The following is a 20176-nucleotide window of genomic DNA, read 5'->3' as shown; positions in this document are numbered from 1 at the left end:
GATCCTCCCTATTTCACCGCTGCGTTGGTGACGCCTTATTGATACCTTCCGTATTTTTGCATCACCTCGATTTGGTACCCATCCGGGTCCTGAACAAAGAAGAACCGCGCAAGCAGCGCGCCCTCATGCTCAAAATCCACGATCTTTCTTGGCTGGTAACCGACGGCCTCAAAACGCGCGTGTTCGGCGTCGAGATCATCGACAACAAAGGCAATATGCCCGTATCCATCTCCAAGGTCGTAGGGCTCTTGGCGGGATTTGTTGACAGTCAGTTCCAGTTCGATGCTGTTCTCTGAATTCGCGAGATAAATCAGGGTGAAGTCGTCAAACTCCAAACGATCCGCGACGGTCAAACCGAAGGCATAGTCATAGAAATTGATGGAGCGCTCTTCCTCCAGAACGCGCACCATGGAATGTACCAGCTTGGCCAAGAAACCTCTTCCTTCCGTATCAAGTATGGGTTCAACGACCATAGGGCAGCACGGGCTGGAGCGGGTATTACTGGCATAATACAGGGAAATTTTGTTGGTGAATTTTGGAAGTATGTTTGGTTGCAGAGCTTTATGGTTGAGCTTTGGTCAACCAACCTTCGCGGACGTTCCCAAACCCTGATTGAGTGGTCAAGGTTGCGGAACAATCCGAAGGGCCTTTGCCATCCAGTTGGTTACCCGCCAAAGAAGCGGACGTCGTCATCCAGATGGAACGCGGGGCAGTCATGCGTTTTCGATCAAACGAAGCCGCTCTGGCGGAATGATCTGTGTAACTTGTTTTGGCAGCGCCTGAAGCAACGAGTAAATTCGTTGACGACCACCGAGAGAGTGAGTGATGCACACCAGCCGGAGTGAAGGCGGGTGTGCATCCTGACGATTAGCTGGCTACCTTAGCCGCCATGTTTTTTGATCAACGCTTTGGCCTGTTCGATCAGGGCATTGCCGTCAATGTCCTTGCTGCCCATTTCGCTCACCCAACGTTCAATGACGGGCTTGGACGCTTCTTTGAAACGGGCGACTTCCTCGGCTGACAACTGGACGATGGTGTTTCCGGCTTTCTCAGCGATGGCGCGGCCCGGGGCGTCGTTGTCCCACATGACTTGCGCGGCCATCTCAGACAGTTTTTGACCGGATTCAGCGTCGATCGCTGCGCGGATGTCATCAGGCAGGCTTTCATACTTTGCCTTGTTCATCACGAGGATGATTGTGGCGGTATAAAGCGCCTCGTCGCCGGTAAACTCGGTATGGTAGGTCACCAGTTGCGAGAGTTTGACCGCAGGGGTGACCTCCCACGGGATCACGGTGCCAGAAACGACCCCCTTTGAGAGCGCCTCGGGAATTGCGGGCAAAGGCATGCCCACCGGGGTCGCACCCAGCTCGCTGAGCATGTCGTTGATCACCCGGGTCGGGCCGCGAAGTTTCAGGCCCGACATGTCCTCGAGTTTGTTAACACCCCTGTCTGTATGAATAACTCCCGGGCCATGAACCCAGGCACCAAGCACCTTGACGTCTTTATACTCACCATCCTGAAGATCGGTTTCCACAAGCTCCTGAAACGCTTTGGATGTCGCAACAGGGTTGGTCATCATAAAGGGCAGTTCGAACACTTCGGTTTTGGGGAAACGTCCGGGTGTATAGCCGACCACGGTCATGGTGATGTCTGCGACACCATCAATTGCCTGGTCCATCAATTCAGGGGGTTTGCCGCCCAGGGACATAGCATCGTAATGCTCGATCTTGAGCTTGCCACCAGCGGCCTCCTCCACCTGCGCCGCCCAAGGTTTCAGGATATGCTTGGGCACGGTGGCTGGTGGTGGCAGAAATTGGTGCAATCGAAGCGTGACCTCCTGCGCGGCCACCATGGGTGTGCTGCAGCCAAGCGCAATGGCTGCGGCTGCGGCGGTTTTGAGTAGACTGCGGCGTTTCATATGGTTTCCTCCCTGATCGCAGTTTCATCCGTGTTTTTTTAGTTCAGAGTGACCGGCAGGCTAAGCGGGCCACGAAAACCAAATCCCCAGAACTTGACGGCGTCCGGATCCGGCAAGGTCATGTTGGGAAAACGGTCGAACAACATGGGCAGCACGATCTGGCCCAGCATACGGCGGGCGATATGGGTGCCCTGACAAAAATGTGGTCCGTTGCCAAAGGCCTGATGCGGTGTCTTGGGCCGAAAAATGTCGAAACGTTCGGGGGCTGTATACAGCTCTTCATCATGGCAGGCAGACGCCTGGACGGTCATCACAACCTCACCTTTATGGATCGCGTGCCCGCGAATTTCGGTGTCTTGCATAACCAATCGTGAACTGGCCTGGATCGGAGCCACCCAACGGACGCCTTCTTCGAACGCGGCCAACCACAGGCCATCCTTGACGCAGGCTTCGCGTTGATCGGGATTGGTGAGCAGACCATAAAGGATGGTCAAAAGCGCATCGCGCGGTTCGTTGATCCCGCCTCCGATGGCGATTTTGATATTGGCATAGATTTGACTGGTTTCGATTGGGGACTCGGCATTGACCATGGCGGACAGTGCACTTTGATCTGGCACCGCGCGAACCCGATCAACACAGGTGTCAAACAGGGCGTTCATCTCAGCGTTCTGCGCGTCTGAGTGCTCAAATAGCGCTGGATCATTGCCAAAATTTCCCGCCCCATCGATCAAAGCCTGCGACCAGCGGATCATGTCTTGGTCGCTGGCTTCGGGGATGCCCAAAAGATGCGTCAGACAACGCGCCGCATAAGGGGCGGCAAGGTCGCGGAACAGGTCTATGGTCTCTCCGCGCGGCAAGCGGCCAATATAGTCTTCGGCCACTTTGGTGTAGATCGGTTGCCAGCAGCCCATGATGACCTTGGGATTGAATGCCGGCGCCATGGCGTTGCGCTCTCGCATATGGGCGGCCCCATCTTTGCGCATCAGCGTATGGGCCTGGAACGCTCGTTTCATTGGGGTGAGTGGATCGTTGGACGAAAACAGTTCCCAATTGTCTTTGACATGCTTGGTATCGGCCGCCTTGGTCAGCATTATTCGTTTGATCGATGGGATACGCACGACCGGAGCTTCGGCGCGAAGTCGGCGATAGATCCTATAGGGATCGGATTGCAGCTCTGGAATCTGGATGGATTCGTCGACAGGCACGTCGGCCAAGGTTGCGGTTGTCATGCGGTCTCCTCCAACACCGGACAGTTTGACAAGGTTAGTCACAGGATTTGCATTGGTCCATTTGATGAAACTGATCCACATTATCGAAAAAACTGATACACTGATGCTATGGTTGATCCTTTCACATTGGATTTCGCGGCGCTTCGGTGTTTGCGAATGGTGCATGATCTGAGGTCGTTTTCGCGCGCAGCTGAAAGCCTTGGCCTCGGCCAATCCAGTGTGAGTTATACGATTGCGCGGTTGCGAGAAGTCTTTGGCGATCCCCTGTTTGTGCGGCAGGGGGGCGGCATCCTCGCAACGCAGCGCTGCATCGACATTGTTGAGCAGGTCAGCCAGATGCTGGACGAGTTCGAAGCCTTGGCGTCGCCGCGGGTTTTTGATCCGGGGACAGCAGACCTGGTGGTCGGGATTTCCTGCAATTTCTATGAAAGGGTAACGATCCTTCCTCAATTGACTCGCATGCTGCGGCGGGACGCGCCCGGGATTAGGTTGAATATCATTCCAAGCCAGGTGCGAGGTCGTGAACAGCTGAAGCGTGGGGAAAGCGATATGTTGATCGGCCCCATTCGGATTGAAGAAGCCGGGTATTATCGCCGGACTCTGTTCAAGGATGACTATGTCTGCATCATGGATCCGGAAAACAGCTTGGCGACACAGAGTTTGACCATGGAGGCCTATGTAGCGACACCGCAGGTTGTGGTGAATTATGGTGGAACGTTCCGTTCGCAGTTTCTGGTGGAATTGGAGCGGTTGGGCCAGGTGCCCAATACCGTCATGCAGGTTCCGAGCCCGGCCAACTTGCCAGATCTATTGGCTAGCACCGATATGATCGCGACAGTTCCCCGGCGTACAGCAGCTGTCTTTGGCCAAGCAGTAACCGTGGTGGAATGCCCGGTTCAGGCCGAAATCTCGATTGACCTACAGTGGACGCCGCGCACCCATGTTTCGGTCGCGCATGTGTGGCTGCGCAGCAAGATCGCCGAAGCGTCCAGTCGTTTTGCGAATTAGTGGGCACTGTTGCTTGGCGTAGGTAAGTGGGCTCAGCAACTGCCCCTAAGTCACGCCCGTTTCGAGGGTCTTTGTAAAACGTAGCCCAATTTTAAGAGGCGTTTTTTAACCGGTAGATGGAGGCGCGGCTGAGTTGATGCTGAACCTTCGCATACGTGACAATCAAATCCGCAATGGCGGATGTTTCTGTGGCTGGTTTGACGGGATAGGTGTAGGAAAAGCAGCAGAACATTGCCAAAGGTGACCAATATGGCGGAAAATCCTGATGAAATCCTGACACGCTTGCCCGCGCGGTTAAAACAGGCGCGCAAGGAACGAGGGTTGTCACTGGAAGCTGTCGCCAATCTTAGCGGGGTGTCGCGCTCGATGGTCAGCCAGATCGAACGCGGCGAAAGCAGCCCGACCATTTCGACCTTGTGGAACCTGACTCGTGCGCTGCAGGTGGATTTTGCAGGCCTGTTAGAGGAAGGCGACAACAAGGACCAGATCGAGGTTCTCAGAACCACGGATGTGCCGTCGATCGACAATATGGGACAGGGCTGTCAGATCAAAATCCTGTCCCCGCCCGAAGAAGCCGGCGGTCACGAAGTCTATGACATCCGGTTTGAGGAAGGCGGCAGCCTGAATAGTGCCCCACATACCAGGGGCGCGGTTGAGCAACTGACCGTTCTGGCGGGCGCGGTTCAGGTGGTGTCCGGGGGTGCCGATGAGCGGCTGGGCCAGGGCGATACCGCGCGCTACGCCGCCGACATTCCCCATTCTATTGCGTCAATCGACGGGCCTGCGCGGGTGTTTTTGATTGTCAAAAGCGCCTGAGCGACGGGAAAATCCAAGAACATCCTGTGTGGCGGATTTTTTTCCGCAATATTGAATTCCTGTATTTGGGATTTGAATCCGTTATGGTAGATGTGCGACTCAGCAACGGAGGTCGCACATGTCAGATGCATTCTTGTCCCATATCTCGAACACCCTCACTCAGATCGACGCAGAAGGCCTGTATAAGCGCGAGCGCATGATCACCTCGCCTCAGGGCGGTGAGATCACAGTGGGCGATCAACAGGTGATCAATCTATGTGCGAATAACTATCTTGGTCTGGCGGATCACCCCGCGCTGATTGAGGCGGCCAAAGCGGCGATGGAGCCCAAAGGGTTTGGCATGGCTTCGGTGCGCTTTATCTGCGGTACGCAGGACATCCACCGCGACTTGGAACAAAAGCTGGCGGCCTTTTTGAACAAGGATGATGCGATCCTGTTTGCGGCCTGTTTTGATGCCAATGGCGGCCTGTTCGAGCCCCTGCTTGGCCCCGAGGATGCCATCGTGTCGGACAGTCTCAACCATGCCTCGATCATTGACGGGGTGCGGCTGTGCAAGGCCAAACGCTATCGCTATGCCAATAATGACATGGCGGACCTTGAAGAGGCATTGCAACAGGCCCGCAAGGATGGCGCGCGCCACATCATGGTCGCCACGGATGGCGTGTTTTCCATGGATGGCTATCTGGCAAACCTGCCCGAGATTACGCGTCTGGCCAAGGAATATGAGGCGGTTGTCATGGTGGATGATTGCCACTCCACCGGCTTTATGGGGCCGCGCGGGGCGGGAACGCCTGACCATTTTGGCGTTGAGGTGGATATCCTAACCGGGACCTTGGGCAAGGCGTTGGGGGGCGGGATTGGCGGCTATATTGCCGGGCCGCAGCCGGTGATTGACCTGCTGCGCCAGCGCGCGCGCCCCTATCTGTTCTCCAATTCCCTGCCACCCGCCATCGTGGCCGCAGGGCTGGAGGCGATCCGCCTGGTCGAAAACGGGGCCGATCTGCGCGCGCAACTGTTTGAAAATGCAGCCTATTGGCGGGCCGGATTGGAAAAGCTGGGCTTTGACCTTTTGCCCGGCGAACACCCGATCATCCCGGTGATGCTGGGCGAGGCCAAACTGGCCCAGGCCATGGCCAACAAGCTGTTTGACGAAGGCGTCTATGTCTCGGGATTCTTTTTCCCGGTTGTGCCGCGCGGACAGGCCCGCATCCGCACCCAGATGAATGCCGCCCTGACCCGGCAAGACCTGGACCGCGCCTTGGCCGCCTTTGGCAAGGTTGGCAAAGAATTGGGGATCATCTCATGAAGCCCAACACCATGAAAGCTTTGGAAAAATCCAAACCCGAGGAAGGGCTTTGGATGGTGCAGGCCCCGGTGCCGGAAATCGGCCCGGATGAGGTGCTGATCCGGATCAACAAAACCGGGATTTGCGGCACGGATATCCATATCTGGAATTGGGATGACTGGGCCTCGCACACGGTTCCCCATCCCATGATCACCGGCCATGAATTTGTCGGTGAGGTTGTCGAGATCGGCAAGGATGTCACCGGCCTGTCCATCGGTCAGCGCTGTTCTGGCGAAGGTCATCTGATTGGCAATGACAGCCGCCAAAGCCGCGCAGGCAAGTTTCACCTTGATCCCGGCACGCGCGGGATTGGTGTGAATGAACAGGGGGCCTTTGCCCAATATCTGAAACTGCCCGCCTTTAATGTGATCCCGCTGCCCGATGATATCCCTGATGAAATCGGGGCCATTCTGGACCCGCTTGGGAATGCGGTGCATACCGCGCTCAGCTTTGATTTGCTGGGCGAAGACGTGCTGATCACCGGGGCTGGCCCGATTGGCATCATGGCGGCGGCGGTGGCGCGTCATGCGGGCGCACGCAATGTGGTGATCACCGATATCAATCCGCAAAGGCTTGAACTGGCGGAACATGTGGTGCCAAACCTGCGCCCCGTGAATGTGGCCAAGGAAGATCTGAACGACGTGATCGCCGAGCTTGGCCTGAAAGAAGGGTTCGATGTCGGGCTGGAAATGTCGGGCAACCAGATCGCGCTGGACCAGATGGTCGAGGCGCTGGTGATGGGGGGCAAGATCGCCTTGCTTGGTATCCCTCCTGGGAAATCTCCGGTGGATTGGTCGCGGATCGTGTTCAAGGCCATCACCATCAAAGGCGTCTATGGCCGGGAGATGTTTGAAACCTGGTACAAGATGATCGCCATGCTGCAAAACGGGCTGGATGTGAGCCGGGTCATCACCCACCAGTTTGAAGTCGATGATTTTGAGGCGGGCTTTGCCGCGATGAAGTCCGGACAATCGGGCAAGGTCGTGCTGAACTGGCGCGCCGCCTGACGCGTTGGGTGTCGGCTGGCCGCGGTGGGCGTATTGGGTTGCGTCGGATCTGGCGGCCAGCGATCTGGCCATTTGGCTAAATTTTGTGCAGTTAGGGCGCGAAGGCAGAGAGCGGATCCCCGGATTCGGGGCCACGCGCGATTTCAGGAGGCATCATGCGCATCTTACTGGTCCATACGGGCGGCACGATTGGGATGGTCCAGACCGAGGACGGGTTTGCGCCGCAAAAGGGAGTGGTTGAGGCGGAGGTGGATCGGTTGATCAACGCCGGTGAGATCACCGCTTCGGTCGATATCGTGACGCTTGAGCCGTTGATCGACAGCGCTCAGGCAATCCCGGCCGATTGGAGCAGAATTGCACAATCGATCCATGCGGCCAGCGCTGATTATGACGGGTTTGTCGTGACCCATGGGACCGACACGCTGGCCTATACGGCGGGCGCTTTGTGTCTGGCTTTGCCGGGGCTGCGCCAGCCGGTGATCGTCACCGGGGCCATGCTGCCCCTGACCGTGACCGGATCCGATGGCAGCCGCAATCTGCGTGAGGCGCTCTTGGCGGCACAAAGCACCGCGCCGGGGGTTTGGGTGCAATTCGCGGGCCGCTTGCTGCATGGCGCGCGGGTGCGCAAATCGCATTCCAGCTCTTTTGATGCTTTTGAGGCCGAAGCCTGTGATGTCGCGCCGCTTTTACCTGCCGCTGAACCCGGGTGCCATGAGATTGCTCACCACAATGTCGGAATTTTCTCAATCACGCCGGGGCCTTGCATGGATCTTTTGGCCCATGCTGTCGAGCGTTGCGAGGGGCTGGTCTTGCGCTGTTACGGATCGGGCACGGCACCTGACACGCCCCAGATGCGCGCCGCGCTGGCCAAGGCGCAGGCGAAAGGCATCCCGGTGATTGCGGTCAGCCAATGCCCCGAGGGCGGCATGAAGCTGGGCACCTATGCGGCGGGCAAGGTGATGCGCGACAATGGCGTGGTGGACGGGCGCGACATCACCCCGGAAATGGCCTATGTGAAAATGCATGCCTGCCTGACACGCGGCGACGATTACGAGGCCAGTCGCGCATTTCTGGCGACCAGCCAATGCGGAGAATTGGCCAGCTAGGGTCCAAATCCTAGAGGCCAACGAAGCCTCGTCGAAAGAGGCTTCGTCAGGCCCGTTTCAGGAGGCGAACATACCCTTGTATTGGTCGCGCAGCACGTTCTTTTGAACCTTGCCCATGGTGTTGCGCGGCAATTCATCGAGGATCACCAATTTGCGCGGATGCTTGAACCGGGCAAGCGATTGCTGGACAGAGTCCATCATGGCATCGGTATCCGGCTTGGCCCCGTTCAAAGGTACGATCACCCCCAAGACGGTTTCGCCAAAATCGGGATGCGGCACGCCGATCACTGCGCTTTCCAGCACGCCGGGTTGTTCATCCAGAACCAATTCGATTTCCTTGGGATAGATATTGTAACCCCCTGAGATGATGAGATCCTTGTTGCGCCCGACAATATGGACATAACCATCTTCATCGATCTTGCCCAAATCTCCGGTGATAAAGAACCCGTCCTGTCGCAGCTCGGCGGCGGTCTTTTCCGGCATCTGCCAATAGCCTTTGAACACATTGGGCCCGCGCACTTCGATCTGGCCGACCTCGCCATTGGGCAGCGTTTCGCCGGTTTCGGGATTGGTGATCTTGAGCTCGACCCCGGGCAGGGGGAAGCCAACCGTGCCCGCGCGGCGTTCACCGTCAAACGGGTTTGAGGTGTTCATATTGGTTTCGGTCATGCCATAGCGTTCCAGAATCCGGTGGCCGGTGCGCTCTTCGAATTGCACATGTGTTTCGGCCAAAAGCGGGGCAGAGCCGGACACAAAAAGACGCATATGGGCGGTCAGATCTTTGGTGAAACGATCATCGCCCAAAAGCCGGGTGTAAAAAGTCGGAACACCCATCAGGCAGCTGGCGCTGGGCAGGTGGCTGATCACCTGATCCAGATCGAATTTTGGCATGAAAATCATGCTGCTGCCTGCTGCCAGCGTGACATTGGTGGCGACGAACAGCCCATGGGTGTGAAAGATCGGCAGGGCGTGCAGCAGCACATCCTCAGACGAGAAACGCCATTCGCGCACAAGGGTTTGCGCATTGGACAAGAGATTGCCCTGGGTCAGCATCGCCCCCTTGGAGCGTCCGGTTGTGCCGCTGGTATAAAGGAAGGCCGCCAGATCATCGCGGTCACGTTCGACCGTGGCAAAGCTGGCTGGCATGACCCGTGCTTGCGCCATCAATGTGCCGCTGCCATCGGCGTTCAGTGTTTCGATCCGTGCCCCCAACCCGTGGGCGATTTTGCCAAGGGCGGTCTCGCTTTTGCCATCGCAGACAATCAACGAGGCACCGCTGTTTTCGATGAAATAGCTCAGCTCATCCACCGTATAGGCGGTGTTGAGCGGCAAAAAGACCAGCCCGGATTGCGCACAGGCGGCATAGAGGGCCAGCGCCTCGGGGGATTTTTCGGTTTGTACTGCGACCCGGTCACCGGGTTTCAGTCCAAGTTGCGCCATGACATTGGCAATCTGCGCGCCCATGGCCAGAAAATCCTGATGGGTCAGAGTGCTGCCATCCAGAAGCTGCAGGAAGGGCGTGGTTTTTCCGGCATGAATACCAAAGAGGCCGTCATAAAGCGGGTTGGCCATGGGGTTACCTTTCATCGGTCGTGGAAAACGCGATTTGTTCGGCCAGCGATTGAACATCAGATGTGGCAACGACATCGCGCGTATTGGCAAAGTTTTCGTGGTTCGCGGCGACCCGTGGCAAATCATAGAGGTAATTCACCATGGCACCGCCGGATTGGGCCCGGCCCTTGTCCGAGATGTCAGCATCGGCATGGACCGCATGCACAATCGCGCCATTGCCCAGATGGAACCGCGCGACCGGATCATAGGGCAGGCCGCCGCGGGATTTCGCCTTGAGCAGGTAATGCGCCGCAAGGGCGCGCATATTGTCGGGGTCTTCCGTGCTCCAGTCGAGCCCGACCTCATCCAGCCATTTGGTCAGGCCGGGGATCGGGGACAGGGTGACAAAATTGGACAGGCCGGGCAGTTCGGCCGCCAAATCGGCGGCGACCTGTTTGATCAGCGAATTGCCAAAGGAGATGCTGGCCAGACCAGCCTGACAGTTGGAGATGGAATAAAAGACGGCAGTGTCTGCCGCATCTTCCGGCATGGCATCGCGGTCTTCGGCCAAAAGCGCCTGCACCGATCCGGGGGTGCCCTTGGTCAGGGCGACCTCAACAAAGATCAGCGGCTCATCCGGCATGGACGGGTGAAAGAAGGCAAAGCAGCGCCGGTCGGTCGGTTCCAGCCGCCGCCGCAAATCGTCCCAGCTGTCAATGGCATGGACGGCCTCATAGGCGATGATCTTGTCCAGGATATGGGCGGGGCTTTCCCAGCTGATAGGGCGCAGTACCAGAAAGCCGCGATTGAACCAGGAGGCAAAAAGGTGGCGGAAATCCAGGTCCAACGCCTGCAGCTCTGGTTCGGCCCCGCCAAGGCGCAGCAGATCAGCGCGCATTTGCACCAAGGCCCCGGTCGCGCCGGGCACGCGGTTCAACCGGCGCACCATTTCCTGCCGCGCCGGTTCCGCCGCCTCGGCAAAGGCGCGATAGCTGGCCTTGGAGGGCGCACGTTCGTAATCGTCCAACGTGCTGCGCACGCGTTCGGGGTCGATATTCATCGTGGTGGCGATGTCACGGAAGAAGGCGAGCTTGTCGCCATCTTCCAGTTGTGCAAACCGGGACAGGATTTCGCTGCCCAAGGCCAGGCCCGAGGTCTCGCCCGCTGACCCAACCAGCGCGGTGGCCAGTTCAGTCAGGGGACGCCCGTCCAGGGCGGTGTCCGAAGCGTCGCGGCGATAGCGCCGCTCGAACACCGTTGAAAGCAGATCAGCCAGCAGGGTCATACCGCCGCCCCCATGACCAGATCAGGCAGCCAGGTTGCCAGGCCCGGGAACAGGCAGAGCAGGACAATTGCCAGCACCATACAGGCAACAAAGGGCAGGGACCCGGTCAGGATCGTCTTGAGCGAGATGTCCGGCGCGATGCCGTTGATCACATAGAGGTTCAGGCCAACTGGCGGGGAAATCAGGCCAATCTCCATGTTGATGGTCAACACAACCGCAAACCAGATCGAATCAAACCCGGCGGCATCGATGATCGGCAACAGGATCGGTGCCGCCATCAGGATCACCGCAACAGGTGGCAGAAAGAACCCGGCGATCAGCAGAAAGATGTTCACGACCCCCATCAGCACCCAGCGGTTCACCTCGAGCGTGCCAATCCATTCGGCAATCGACTGCGTGATAAAGAGCGAGCTGAGCATATAGGAAAACACACCCGCAGCGGCGATGATGAACAGGATCATCACGCTTTCCTTGGTGCTGTCGCGCAGCACGACCCAAAGGTCTTTGGGGTTCCAAAGCTTGTAGATGATCATGGCGATCATCAGGCACAGCAATGCGCCCACTGCTGCCGTTTCCGAAGGTGTCGCGATGCCGCCATACATGGCGTAAAGAACGCCGAGGATGATCAGCAGAAAGGGCAGGACCCGTGGCAGGATCTCAAACCGTTCCTTCCAAGTGTAGCTGCCCGCGCTCAACCGCGAGGCATTGCCGGATTTCCAGGTCGAATAGAGCGACCAGATCATGAACAGCCCAACCAGCATCAGGCCGGGGATCACGCCGGCCAGGAACAGGCGGCCAATCGAGGTCTCGGTGGCAATGCCATAGACAATCATGGTGACCGATGGCGGGATCAGAATACCCAGGGTGCCCCCAGCCGCAATAGACCCGGCGGCCACGCCATCAGGATAGCCGCGTTTGCGCATTTCGGGGATGCCCATCTTGCCAATCGCAGCGCAGGTGGCGGGCGAGGACCCTGACATGGCGGCAAACAACGCGCAGGCCCCGAGGTTGGAGACAACCAAACCACCGGGAACGCGGGTCAGCCAGCGCTCCAGCGCCTCGTACAGGTCGGCCCCTGCGCGGGTTGAGGCGATCGAGGCCCCCATGATGATAAACATCGGGATTGAAAGCAGCGCGAAATTGTCGAGCTTGCCAAACAGAAGCTCCGGCATGAGCTCAAGCGAGCGCGGGCCGTCAAAGATCAGCAGAAATGCGGCGGAGACGATCAATAGGCCAATGGCCACCGACACGCCGGAAAACAGCACGAGGATGGTGGCAATTGCCACAATCGCGCCAAGCAGAAGCGGGTCCATCAGATGTCCTCCAGACCAAAAGGTTTGTCGATGCCAAGAAGGACGGCGACGAGATCAGCGATGAGTTGCAAAAGCAGCAGGCCGAAACCAACGGGGATGGCCAGATAAGGAATCCACAGGCGCACCCCCCAGACCGTGTCCGACTTCCAGCCGCGATCCCAGGCGAAGTGCCAGTATTCAAAGCCATAAAACAGCATGATTGCGACGATGGTGATTGACAAAAGTGATGTCATGATCGCCATGTAAAAGCGCGGGCGGGGCGGCAGAGAGATGGGGATGAGGTCCACATTGACGTGGCCGCGCAGGCGCTGGACATAGGGCAGCCCCACCAAAGTGGCGGCAATCACCAGATAGATCACGGCCTCGGTCTGCCAGACGGTTGATCCGTTCAGGACAAAGCGCACAAAGATCATCTGGCAGGTGATGGCCACCGCTGCCACGATCATGCCCGCCGAGCACCATCCGGCCAGAGTTGAGAGTGCCGCGACGACACGGAGAAAGAGGTTGTTCCCGGTATGGGACGCAACGGCAGAGCTGTGACCAGCCATCTGCACCTCCTGACTTGGAATTTTGGGGAGTGAGGAGAAGAGGGCGGGGCGGCCCGGATGCAGCCCCGCCATCAGATCATTCGACGGCCAGGGCCATATCCAGCAACGCCTGTCCGTCGCTCACTTCTTCGACAAACTTCGCATAGGAGGTCTCCATCGCCAGCGTGCGCCAGGCTTCGAAATCTTCACCTGTCATCTCGGCGATCTCAACACCCGCATCCGCAAAGACTTTGGCCGATGCCGCGTCCTGCTTTTTGGCCTCTTCCAGATAGTAGGCTTCGGCCTTGGCGGCGGCGGCCAGCAGGGCGTTTTGTTGCGCCTCATTCAGCCCGTCAAAGGTGCGTTTGTTCATCAAAAGCGGCTGATACATGAACCACAGCGCGACGTCGCCCGCTGGGGTATAGCAGCTGACCTGCTCGTAGATGCGATAACTGACAAAGGAGGAAGACGAGGTATTGGCCGCCTGCAAAACCCCGGTTTGCATGGCGTTATAGATCTCGGACGAGGCCATTGAAGCGATCGAAGCACCGGCTCCGGCCAACATTTGCTCAAAGGATTTGCCCGCCGCACGGGTTTGCAGGCCCTCGATATCGCTTGGGTTGGTGATGCATTTGTCTTTGCCAGCGAAACCGCCAGCCAGATAGCCATGCACCAGAACCATCACGTCATCTTCGGCCATCTTGGCCTCGAGCGCTTCCATAAATGGCGAGTTGGACAGGCGCGCGGCGTGATCGTGGTTTTTCACCAGGCCGGGCATCAGGGTCAGGTTATAGGCAGGCTGCTGGCCGCCCGCATAGGACAGGGGCAGGACGGTCATGTCCAACTGACCCCGGCTGAGCGGTTTGTACTGTTCGCGCGGCTTGAACAGGGATTTGGACCCGAAAATCTTGATATCCAGATCAACATTCGCTGCGGCCACCTCATCCGCAACAATCTGGGCCACCTGATGGCGGATATCTTTGGTCGACCATTGGTGAGACAGGCGTAGCTCAGTGGCGTTCGCCACAGCGGCGACAGATGTTAATGCGAGCGCGGCAACGGCGGTCTTAAAAATCGATTTCATGTTTTCCTCCCATTAGAATCAGGTCTCGGAGACACCTGAATGTGCTTCACGATAGGAGTGATGTGTTTTTCCTGTCAACTTTCTTGTATACAAAAACTGAATGCTTGAGTTGCGGGATTGGCTATCATAAAACAAAACTATGGAGAAACGGCACGCAGATATTATCGCTGAAGAACTCGAAGAGCGGATCTTTGGGGGGATTTATGCGGACGGGGACCGGTTGGACGAAGTCCGGTTGGCCGAGCAGTTTGGCGTGTCCCGCACCCCGCTGAGAGAGGCCTTGCAGCGGCTTGCCCGGTCCGGTCTGGTCGAGCTCAAGCCCCGGCGCGGGGCCTTTGTCTGCCAGCCCGGCCCGGTTGACCTAATCGAGATGTTCGAGGTCATGGCAGAGTTCGAAGCCATCTGCGGGCGTCTTGCGGCACGGCGGATTTCAGATGCGGCGCTGGCGGATCTTCATGATGCCAATGACAAATGTCAGGCAGCGGTGCAGGCTCAGGACCCTGACAGTTATTACGCGGAAAACGAACGGTTCCATAAAATCATCTATCGTGAATCTGGGAACAGTTTTCTGGAGGCGGAGACAAGCGCCTTGCACCGTCGACTTCAACCCTTTCGCAGGCAGCAGCTGCGGCTGAGAGGGCGCATGGCGCAATCCATGAAAGAGCATAAGGACATTCTGACCGCTCTGGAACATGGTGTGTCAGAGGCCGCAGCGGATGCTTTGCGCGGCCATGTAGCGATTCAGGGCGAGAAGTTTCACAGCCTTATGGCCACCCTCAAAAACGCTGCTGAATAGGCGGATTCTGTCGCGCGGGGGCGGGCGGTTTCGCGCCGTGTGGGGGCGTTTATCGATTCCAGTTCATGCCTGAAGGTTGTGGCCTGTTGCACCGCGCGCTTGAGGTTGGTTTTGAAAAGGGAAATCAAAACAATTGGTTATTCAGGTCTCCGTCGGGGAGATGACCGGTTGTGCGCGTAAATTTTCATAATTTATTATTTCTGTCGGGTATCTTTACCTGACTAATTTAATAGGCTAAACGTTGCGCAATCCAATTTCTCAATTCGGGAGAAGACCGTGAAATTCCGCACCGCCACCTTGGCCTCTTCAATCGCTCTGGCCTCTTTCAGCGCCGCGCATGCCGCTGACACAAATGATGTTCTGACAAACTATGCCGATATTGCTCTGGCCGGGTATGAGGACAGCCTGACCACGGCCAAAGCCCTGCGCGTCGCTGTCGATGCCTTGGTGAGCTCTCCGTCCGAGGCGACCTTGCAAGATGCCAAGCAAGCCTGGCTGGCCTCGCGTGTGCCTTATCAGCAGACCGAAGCCTTTCGCTTTGGCAACCCAACCGTTGACGACTGGGAAGGCAAGGTAAATGCCTGGCCGCTGGACGAGGGTCTGATCGACTATATTGACGGTGATTTTGGCACCAACGAAGAAAACCCCTTCGCGACCGCCAATATCGTCGCCAACGCCTCTCTCGAAGTTGCCGGGCAGACCATTGATGCCAGTGCGATCACCCCTGATCTGCTGGAAAGCCTGCACGAGCTTGACGGGATCGAGGCCAATGTCGCCACAGGCTATCACGCCATTGAATTCCTGCTGTGGGGGCAGGATCTGAACGGCACCGAACATGGTGCGGGCGCACGCCCCGCAAGCGATTTTGACACCGCCAATTGCACCGGCGGCAATTGTGAGCGTCGCGCGCAATACCTGGTCGCCGCGACCGATCTGCTGATTTCCGACCTGGAAGATGCGGTTGCCAACTGGTCCGCAGACGGCCAAGGGCGCGCGGATGTCACCGCGGATGGCACCCAAGGGCTGGTCATGGCCTTCACCGGCATGGGCTCGCTCAGCTATGGCGAGCAGGCGGGTGAGCGGATGAAGCTGGGCCTGATGCTGAAGGACCCTGAGGAAGAGCATGATTGCTTCTCCGACAACACCCACAATTCGCATTATTTCGACGGGCTGGGTGTGCGCAATGTCTATGCCGGTCGCTATGTGCGTATCGATGGCTCGGTCGTGTCCGGCCCCTCGCTTTATGATGTGGTCAAGGCCAAAGATAGCGTGTTGGCGGATCAGCTGATGTCCGACATGAATTCAACCATGATCGCGCTGGGCGACATTCGTACGGCTGCCGAGGCGGGCACCTCCTATGATCAGATGCTGGCCGCAGGCAATGAGGCGGGCGAGGCACTGGTTCAGAACGCCATCGACAAGCTGGTGGGCCAGACCCGCAATATCGAACGCGCCGTGCAGCTGATCGGGCTTGACGGTGTCAGCGTCGAAGGGTCTGATAGTCTCGACAACCCGGATGCTGTTTTCCAGTAAACGAATGAAACCAAATTATAAAACGGCCTACCTACGCGATATCGCAGGCATGGCTTTGGTGCTGGCGCTTTGCGCCGGCACTTCGCGTTCCGAGCCTATGGGCGAACCCCATTTGCAGATTGTGCCGAGGGATGCGTCTGAGGCAGCGAAAGTGGCTGCTGTGGTGGCGATCAGCACGGATTTCTCGCAGCCCGAACGGTTCGAACACCGCCCGGCTGGCCTCGCTACTTTGATGGATGCGCCGTCGCGCAAATCCTTTTCCATGCCACAGCCTAACCTGAACGAGGATCAGGGATTGGATTTTGTGTTGGGGCAGAGCCTGTTTGAAAAGCTTTGGGTGACGCCGCCCTCTGCGACCGTGTCCAGCGATGGTTTGGGGCCGCTTTACAATGCGCGGGCCTGTTCGATCTGCCATATCGGCAATGGCCGGGGTCGCCCGCCACTGGATGACACGGATCGGTTGGGGGCGCTGTTTTTGCGCGTTTCGGTCCCGGATGAGGCCTCATCCCTCGCGCCCGACCTTTTGGATAAGATGTCAAACGCGCCAGAGCCGACCTACGGGTTGCAGCTGCAGGACAAATCCGTCGCAGGCCTGCCCGCCGAAGGGCGGTTGGCTGTCCGTTACAGCCCTGTTGCGGTGACGCTGGCAGATGGCACAATTGTCGAGCTGCAAAATCCGGAATACGCGCTGCAAAATCCGGGCTATGGCGATCTGCATCCTCAGGCGCAGTTTTCGCCCCGAATTGCGCCTCAGATGATCGGCCTGGGCCTGCTCGAGGCCATTCCCGAGGCTGATATTCTGGCCCATGCCGACCCGGATGATCAGGACGGGGACGGTATTTCGGGCCGCGCAAATCTGGTCTGGTCCAAAGAATATGATCAATGGATGCTGGGCCGCTTTGGGCTCAAGGCTGGCGCGTCCACGGTGCGGGCGCAATCCATGGCCGCGGCCAATGGCGATATTGGCCTGTCCAACAGCCTGTTCCCCGCCGCCTCTGGCGATTGCACCGCGCAGCAAACCGCCTGTCTAAACGCACCGGATGGTAATACCGCCGCGCAGGGTGGGGTTGAGGCCTCGGATCCGGTGATGGATCTGATGACCTTTTACAGCCAAACCCTTGCCGTGCCAGCGCGGCGCGACGTGGATGATCCTGAGGTTCTGAAGGGCAAATCGGCGTTTTATCAGGCCGGCTGTCCCGCCTGCCACGTGCCGAAATTTGTCACGCATCGCCTGGCAGATCGCGCTGAGCACAGTTTTCAACTGATCTGGCCCTATACCGATATGCTTTTGCATGACATGGGCGAGGGGCTGGCCGATAACCGCCCGGAATGGCGGGCAAATGGCCGCGAATGGCGCACCCCGCCTTTGTGGGGGATTGGATTGACACAGACCGTGTCGGGGCATAGCCGGTTCCTGCATGATGGCCGCGCCCGCACCCTGCTAGAGGCCATTTTGTGGCATGGAGGCGAGGCCACAGCAGCACAGCAAGCCGTTATCGCCATGCCCAAATCCCAGCGCGACGCCCTGATCGCATTTTTGGAGTCCCTATGATCAATCGCACTCTCCTGGCCGCCTTGGCACTGTCGACGCTGGCCCTTCCATCCTGGGCGCAGGTCGTGGATCACGCAGCGATCCGCGAACGTGCGCTGAGCACGCTTGAGGCGCAGTTTGGCGAATTCGCCAAGGCCGCGTCAGAGCTGTCGGAGCAGGCGGTTGGATACTGCGCCGGAGAGAGCAGAGCCGAGGCTTTCACGCAGGCCTATCACAACGCCTGGTTGGCCTGGGCCCCGCTGGATTCCTATCAGTTTGGCCCGATTGAGCAGCGCGGCGCGGTGCTGCGGATCGGGTTCTGGCCGGATAAAAAGGGGTTTGTTGGTCGCGGCTTGCGCAATCTGCTTGCTTTGCCAGAGGCGGCTTTGTCAGATCCTGACACGATTGCCGGGGCCTCGGCTGCGGCGCAGGGCCTGCCAGCGATCGAGTATCTGATGGGCTCCGATCTTCAGCAATGCCCCGCCGTTATCGGCATTTCGGCGCAGGTTTCGCGCGTGGCTGAGGCGCTCTATGCCGATTGGTTCGCAGCCGACGGCTGGTCCGAATTGACCCGGCAAGCAGGGCCGGACAATCCGGTGTACCTCTCCGATGCCGAGGTGTCCAAAGAGCTGTTCACAGCCATGGATTTTGGACTGACCCGCATTGCCGATATGCGCCTAGGCCGTCCGATGGGCAGGTTTGACAAGCCCATGCCGCGCCGGGCCGAAGCCTGGCGATCCGGGCTGAGCTTTGATCTGATACAGGCGCAATTGTCGGGCATTGGCGCGCTGTTGGAGGCCGGTTTCAAAACCGAAGACAACAAAGATGACATTGAGACGCTGTTGCACAAGCTGGCCGAGATCCAAAGCCGGATTGAGGCTTTTGACGCGCCCTTGGATGTGGTGGTGACCGACCCGATCACCCGGTTTCGGGTCGAGGCCGTGCAGACCGAAACCCGGCTCTTTCAACTGGCTCTGACGGAAACCTTGGGTGGGGGCATGGGGCTCAAGCTTGGCTTTTCCGCAGCGGACGGGGATTGAGCCATGCAGCGCCGCCGTTTTCTGCTGGCCAGCGGGGCCGCCCTGGGCGCGGCAATCTCGCCGCTTTGGGCGGATATTGGTCACCAGCTGTATTTAAGCGCGGCCAGCAAGGGCGATCGCTCGACTTGGTTGGTGGGCGTTGAGGCGACGGGGCATGTGCGTTTCTCTTTGCCATTGCCGGGGCGTGGCCATGCCGCCGCAGCCCATCCCGAACGGGCCGAAGCGATTGTGTTCGCCCGACGTCCGGGCCGTTTTGCGATGGTCTTGGATTGCGCGTCGGGTCAGATTTTGTCCGAATTGCACGCGCCAGAGGGGCGGCATTTCTACGGGCATGGGGTGTTTTCAGCGGATGGGCAGGTTTTGTTCACCACGGAAAACGATTTTGACGGGCCTGATGGCCGGATTGGTGTCTGGGATGCGGCCAATGGCTATCGCCGTTTGGGCGAATTTGCCTCGGGCGGGATTGGGCCGCATGAGATTGTCAGGCTGGAGAATGGCCATCTGGCCGTTGCCAATGGCGGTATTCAAACCCATCCCGATTTTGGGCGCAAAAAGCTGAACATCCCAACCATGCGCACCAATCTGACGGTGCTCAGCCCAGAGGGCACAGTCACCGCCAGCTATGATTTTCCCGAGGCGTTTCACCAAAATTCGATCCGGCATTTGGATATTGGCCCTGATGGCCAGGTTTTCGCCGCCCTGCAATGGCAGGGCATGCCCACAAAACGCGTTCCTCTGGTTGCCGAATTTCACACCGGTCGGACCCGGTTCTTGGATCACAAGGCCACAGCGCGGCTCAAGGCCTATGCCGGGTCGGTTGCCGTGTCCGGCGATGGCAGCGAGATCGCGGTCACCGGGCCAAAGGGCGGGCATATGCTGATTTTTGACAAGGCGGGTCAGCCGATCACCGACATGGCCTTGCCCCTGGCCAGTGGTGTGGCCAAGACCGATGCCGGATTGCTGATCACCTGCGCCCGAGGGCTGGCGCGACGCGAGGGGGGAGACACCGAGGTCATTCCAGTTTCCGGCGGATGGAGCTGGGACAACCATCTGGTGCGTGTCTGATTGGACCTGCCCAGAAATCCAG

At 58.4% G+C, this 20176-nt stretch carries 18 protein-coding genes; 10 read left to right on the top strand and 8 right to left on the bottom strand.

Going from position 1 to position 20176, the window contains the following annotated elements:
- Nucleotides 1–35 precede the first annotated feature (35 nt).
- The 3 genes from CLV87_RS17060 to CLV87_RS17050 form a co-directional block, all read right to left on the bottom strand.
- Nucleotides 36–431, bottom strand: a complete 396-nt coding sequence (locus CLV87_RS17060) for a VOC family protein (RefSeq protein WP_099247923.1) — start codon at nt 429–431, stop codon at nt 36–38.
- A gap of 449 nt (nt 432–880) precedes the next feature.
- The gene (locus CLV87_RS17055; protein WP_099247295.1) at nt 881–1918 is read right to left on the bottom strand and encodes a TRAP transporter substrate-binding protein; all 1038 of its coding nucleotides are present in this window, start codon (nt 1916–1918) and stop codon (nt 881–883) included.
- A 38-nt stretch (nt 1919–1956) separates the two neighbouring features.
- The gene (locus CLV87_RS17050; protein WP_099247921.1) at nt 1957–3147 is read right to left on the bottom strand and encodes a cytochrome P450; all 1191 of its coding nucleotides are present in this window, start codon (nt 3145–3147) and stop codon (nt 1957–1959) included.
- A 108-nt stretch (nt 3148–3255) separates the two neighbouring features.
- Here CLV87_RS17050 and CLV87_RS17045 point away from each other — a divergent pair, with 108 nt between their 5' ends.
- The 5 genes from CLV87_RS17045 to CLV87_RS17025 all read left to right on the top strand — a co-directional run bounded on the left by CLV87_RS17045 (nt 3256) and on the right by CLV87_RS17025 (nt 8429).
- Complete coding sequence (locus CLV87_RS17045) at nt 3256–4155, top strand: LysR family transcriptional regulator (RefSeq protein ID WP_099247293.1); 900 nt, start codon at nt 3256–3258, stop codon at nt 4153–4155.
- Between the two features lie 249 nt (nt 4156–4404).
- On the top strand, nt 4405–4971 hold the full coding sequence (locus tag CLV87_RS17040; protein WP_099247919.1) for a helix-turn-helix domain-containing protein: 567 nt from the start codon (nt 4405–4407) through the stop codon (nt 4969–4971).
- 118 nt (nt 4972–5089) lie between these two features.
- Nucleotides 5090–6277, top strand: a complete 1188-nt coding sequence (locus CLV87_RS17035; RefSeq protein ID WP_099247291.1) for a glycine C-acetyltransferase — start codon at nt 5090–5092, stop codon at nt 6275–6277.
- Between the two features lie 11 nt (nt 6278–6288).
- The gene (gene tdh, locus CLV87_RS17030; RefSeq protein ID WP_099247917.1) at nt 6289–7323 is read left to right on the top strand and encodes an L-threonine 3-dehydrogenase; all 1035 of its coding nucleotides are present in this window, start codon (nt 6289–6291) and stop codon (nt 7321–7323) included.
- A 155-nt stretch (nt 7324–7478) separates the two neighbouring features.
- Complete coding sequence (locus tag CLV87_RS17025; protein WP_099247289.1) at nt 7479–8429, top strand: asparaginase; 951 nt, start codon at nt 7479–7481, stop codon at nt 8427–8429.
- Between the two features lie 57 nt (nt 8430–8486).
- On the opposite strand, the gene CLV87_RS17020 is transcribed toward CLV87_RS17025, so the two are convergent.
- From CLV87_RS17020 to dctP, 5 genes are all read right to left on the bottom strand, one after another.
- The gene (locus CLV87_RS17020; protein WP_099247287.1) at nt 8487–10001 is read right to left on the bottom strand and encodes a malonate--CoA ligase; all 1515 of its coding nucleotides are present in this window, start codon (nt 9999–10001) and stop codon (nt 8487–8489) included.
- A 4-nt stretch (nt 10002–10005) separates the two neighbouring features.
- A complete protein-coding gene (locus CLV87_RS17015; RefSeq protein WP_099247285.1) occupies nt 10006–11265 on the bottom strand; it encodes a malonyl-CoA decarboxylase in 1260 nt (419 codons plus the stop codon).
- A complete protein-coding gene (locus CLV87_RS17010; protein ID WP_099247283.1) occupies nt 11262–12578 on the bottom strand; it encodes a TRAP transporter large permease in 1317 nt (438 codons plus the stop codon). Before CLV87_RS17010 ends, CLV87_RS17015 begins: the two co-directional genes overlap by 4 nt.
- Nucleotides 12578–13126: a TRAP transporter small permease gene (locus CLV87_RS17005; protein WP_099247915.1), complete on the bottom strand. Its 549-nt coding sequence runs from the start codon at nt 13124–13126 to the stop codon at nt 12578–12580. Before CLV87_RS17005 ends, CLV87_RS17010 begins: the two co-directional genes overlap by 1 nt.
- A gap of 76 nt (nt 13127–13202) precedes the next feature.
- Nucleotides 13203–14189 (bottom strand): TRAP transporter substrate-binding protein DctP, encoded by a 987-nt coding sequence (gene dctP / locus CLV87_RS17000; RefSeq protein ID WP_099247281.1) that lies wholly within the window; start codon nt 14187–14189, stop codon nt 13203–13205.
- Nucleotides 14190–14328: 139 nt separating this feature from the next.
- Between dctP and CLV87_RS16995 the strand changes: the two genes are divergently transcribed.
- From CLV87_RS16995 to CLV87_RS16975, 5 genes are all read left to right on the top strand, one after another.
- A complete protein-coding gene (locus CLV87_RS16995) occupies nt 14329–14985 on the top strand; it encodes a GntR family transcriptional regulator (RefSeq protein ID WP_099247279.1) in 657 nt (218 codons plus the stop codon).
- 276 nt (nt 14986–15261) lie between these two features.
- Complete coding sequence (locus CLV87_RS16990) at nt 15262–16518, top strand: imelysin family protein (protein WP_099247277.1); 1257 nt, start codon at nt 15262–15264, stop codon at nt 16516–16518.
- Between the two features lie 4 nt (nt 16519–16522).
- Entirely contained in the window at nt 16523–18070 is a 1548-nt protein-coding gene (locus CLV87_RS16985; protein ID WP_166652778.1) for a di-heme oxidoreductase family protein, read from the top strand.
- Nucleotides 18067–19089, top strand: a complete 1023-nt coding sequence (locus tag CLV87_RS16980) for an imelysin family protein (protein WP_099247275.1) — start codon at nt 18067–18069, stop codon at nt 19087–19089. Before CLV87_RS16985 ends, CLV87_RS16980 begins: the two co-directional genes overlap by 4 nt.
- Nucleotides 19090–19092: 3 nt before the next feature.
- On the top strand, nt 19093–20154 hold the full coding sequence (locus CLV87_RS16975; protein WP_099247273.1) for a DUF1513 domain-containing protein: 1062 nt from the start codon (nt 19093–19095) through the stop codon (nt 20152–20154).
- The last annotated feature ends 22 nt before the right edge of the window (nt 20155–20176 follow it).

Origin of the sequence: Pelagimonas phthalicica (assembly GCF_004364805.1) — a bacterium.
In the GTDB taxonomy this organism is placed as follows: Bacteria; Pseudomonadota; Alphaproteobacteria; order Rhodobacterales; family Rhodobacteraceae; genus Pelagimonas; species Pelagimonas phthalicica.
Note: the sequence above shows the minus strand (reverse complement) of the source record. Positions and strands in the feature narration are given on the sequence as shown.

What these genes read in the sequence shown, in the direction of transcription:
- CLV87_RS17055 (WP_099247295.1), bottom strand. Translation starts at nt 1,918, where the DNA reads ATGAAACGCCGCAGTCTACTCAAAACCGCCGCAGCCGCAGCCATTGCG.
- CLV87_RS17050 (WP_099247921.1), bottom strand. Translation starts at nt 3,147, where the DNA reads ATGACAACCGCAACCTTGGCCGACGTGCCTGTCGACGAATCCATCCAG.
- CLV87_RS17045 (WP_099247293.1), top strand. Translation starts at nt 3,256, where the DNA reads ATGGTTGATCCTTTCACATTGGATTTCGCGGCGCTTCGGTGTTTGCGA.
- CLV87_RS17040 (WP_099247919.1), top strand. Translation starts at nt 4,405, where the DNA reads ATGGCGGAAAATCCTGATGAAATCCTGACACGCTTGCCCGCGCGGTTA.
- CLV87_RS17035 (WP_099247291.1), top strand. Translation starts at nt 5,090, where the DNA reads ATGTCAGATGCATTCTTGTCCCATATCTCGAACACCCTCACTCAGATC.
- tdh (WP_099247917.1), top strand. Translation starts at nt 6,289, where the DNA reads ATGAAAGCTTTGGAAAAATCCAAACCCGAGGAAGGGCTTTGGATGGTG.
- CLV87_RS17025 (WP_099247289.1), top strand. Translation starts at nt 7,479, where the DNA reads ATGCGCATCTTACTGGTCCATACGGGCGGCACGATTGGGATGGTCCAG.
- CLV87_RS17020 (WP_099247287.1), bottom strand. Translation starts at nt 10,001, where the DNA reads ATGGCCAACCCGCTTTATGACGGCCTCTTTGGTATTCATGCCGGAAAA.
- CLV87_RS17015 (WP_099247285.1), bottom strand. Translation starts at nt 11,265, where the DNA reads ATGACCCTGCTGGCTGATCTGCTTTCAACGGTGTTCGAGCGGCGCTAT.
- CLV87_RS17010 (WP_099247283.1), bottom strand. Translation starts at nt 12,578, where the DNA reads ATGGACCCGCTTCTGCTTGGCGCGATTGTGGCAATTGCCACCATCCTC.
- CLV87_RS17005 (WP_099247915.1), bottom strand. Translation starts at nt 13,126, where the DNA reads ATGGCTGGTCACAGCTCTGCCGTTGCGTCCCATACCGGGAACAACCTC.
- dctP (WP_099247281.1), bottom strand. Translation starts at nt 14,189, where the DNA reads ATGAAATCGATTTTTAAGACCGCCGTTGCCGCGCTCGCATTAACATCT.
- CLV87_RS16995 (WP_099247279.1), top strand. Translation starts at nt 14,329, where the DNA reads ATGGAGAAACGGCACGCAGATATTATCGCTGAAGAACTCGAAGAGCGG.
- CLV87_RS16985 (WP_166652778.1), top strand. Translation starts at nt 16,523, where the DNA reads ATGAAACCAAATTATAAAACGGCCTACCTACGCGATATCGCAGGCATG.
- CLV87_RS16980 (WP_099247275.1), top strand. Translation starts at nt 18,067, where the DNA reads ATGATCAATCGCACTCTCCTGGCCGCCTTGGCACTGTCGACGCTGGCC.
- CLV87_RS16975 (WP_099247273.1), top strand. Translation starts at nt 19,093, where the DNA reads ATGCAGCGCCGCCGTTTTCTGCTGGCCAGCGGGGCCGCCCTGGGCGCG.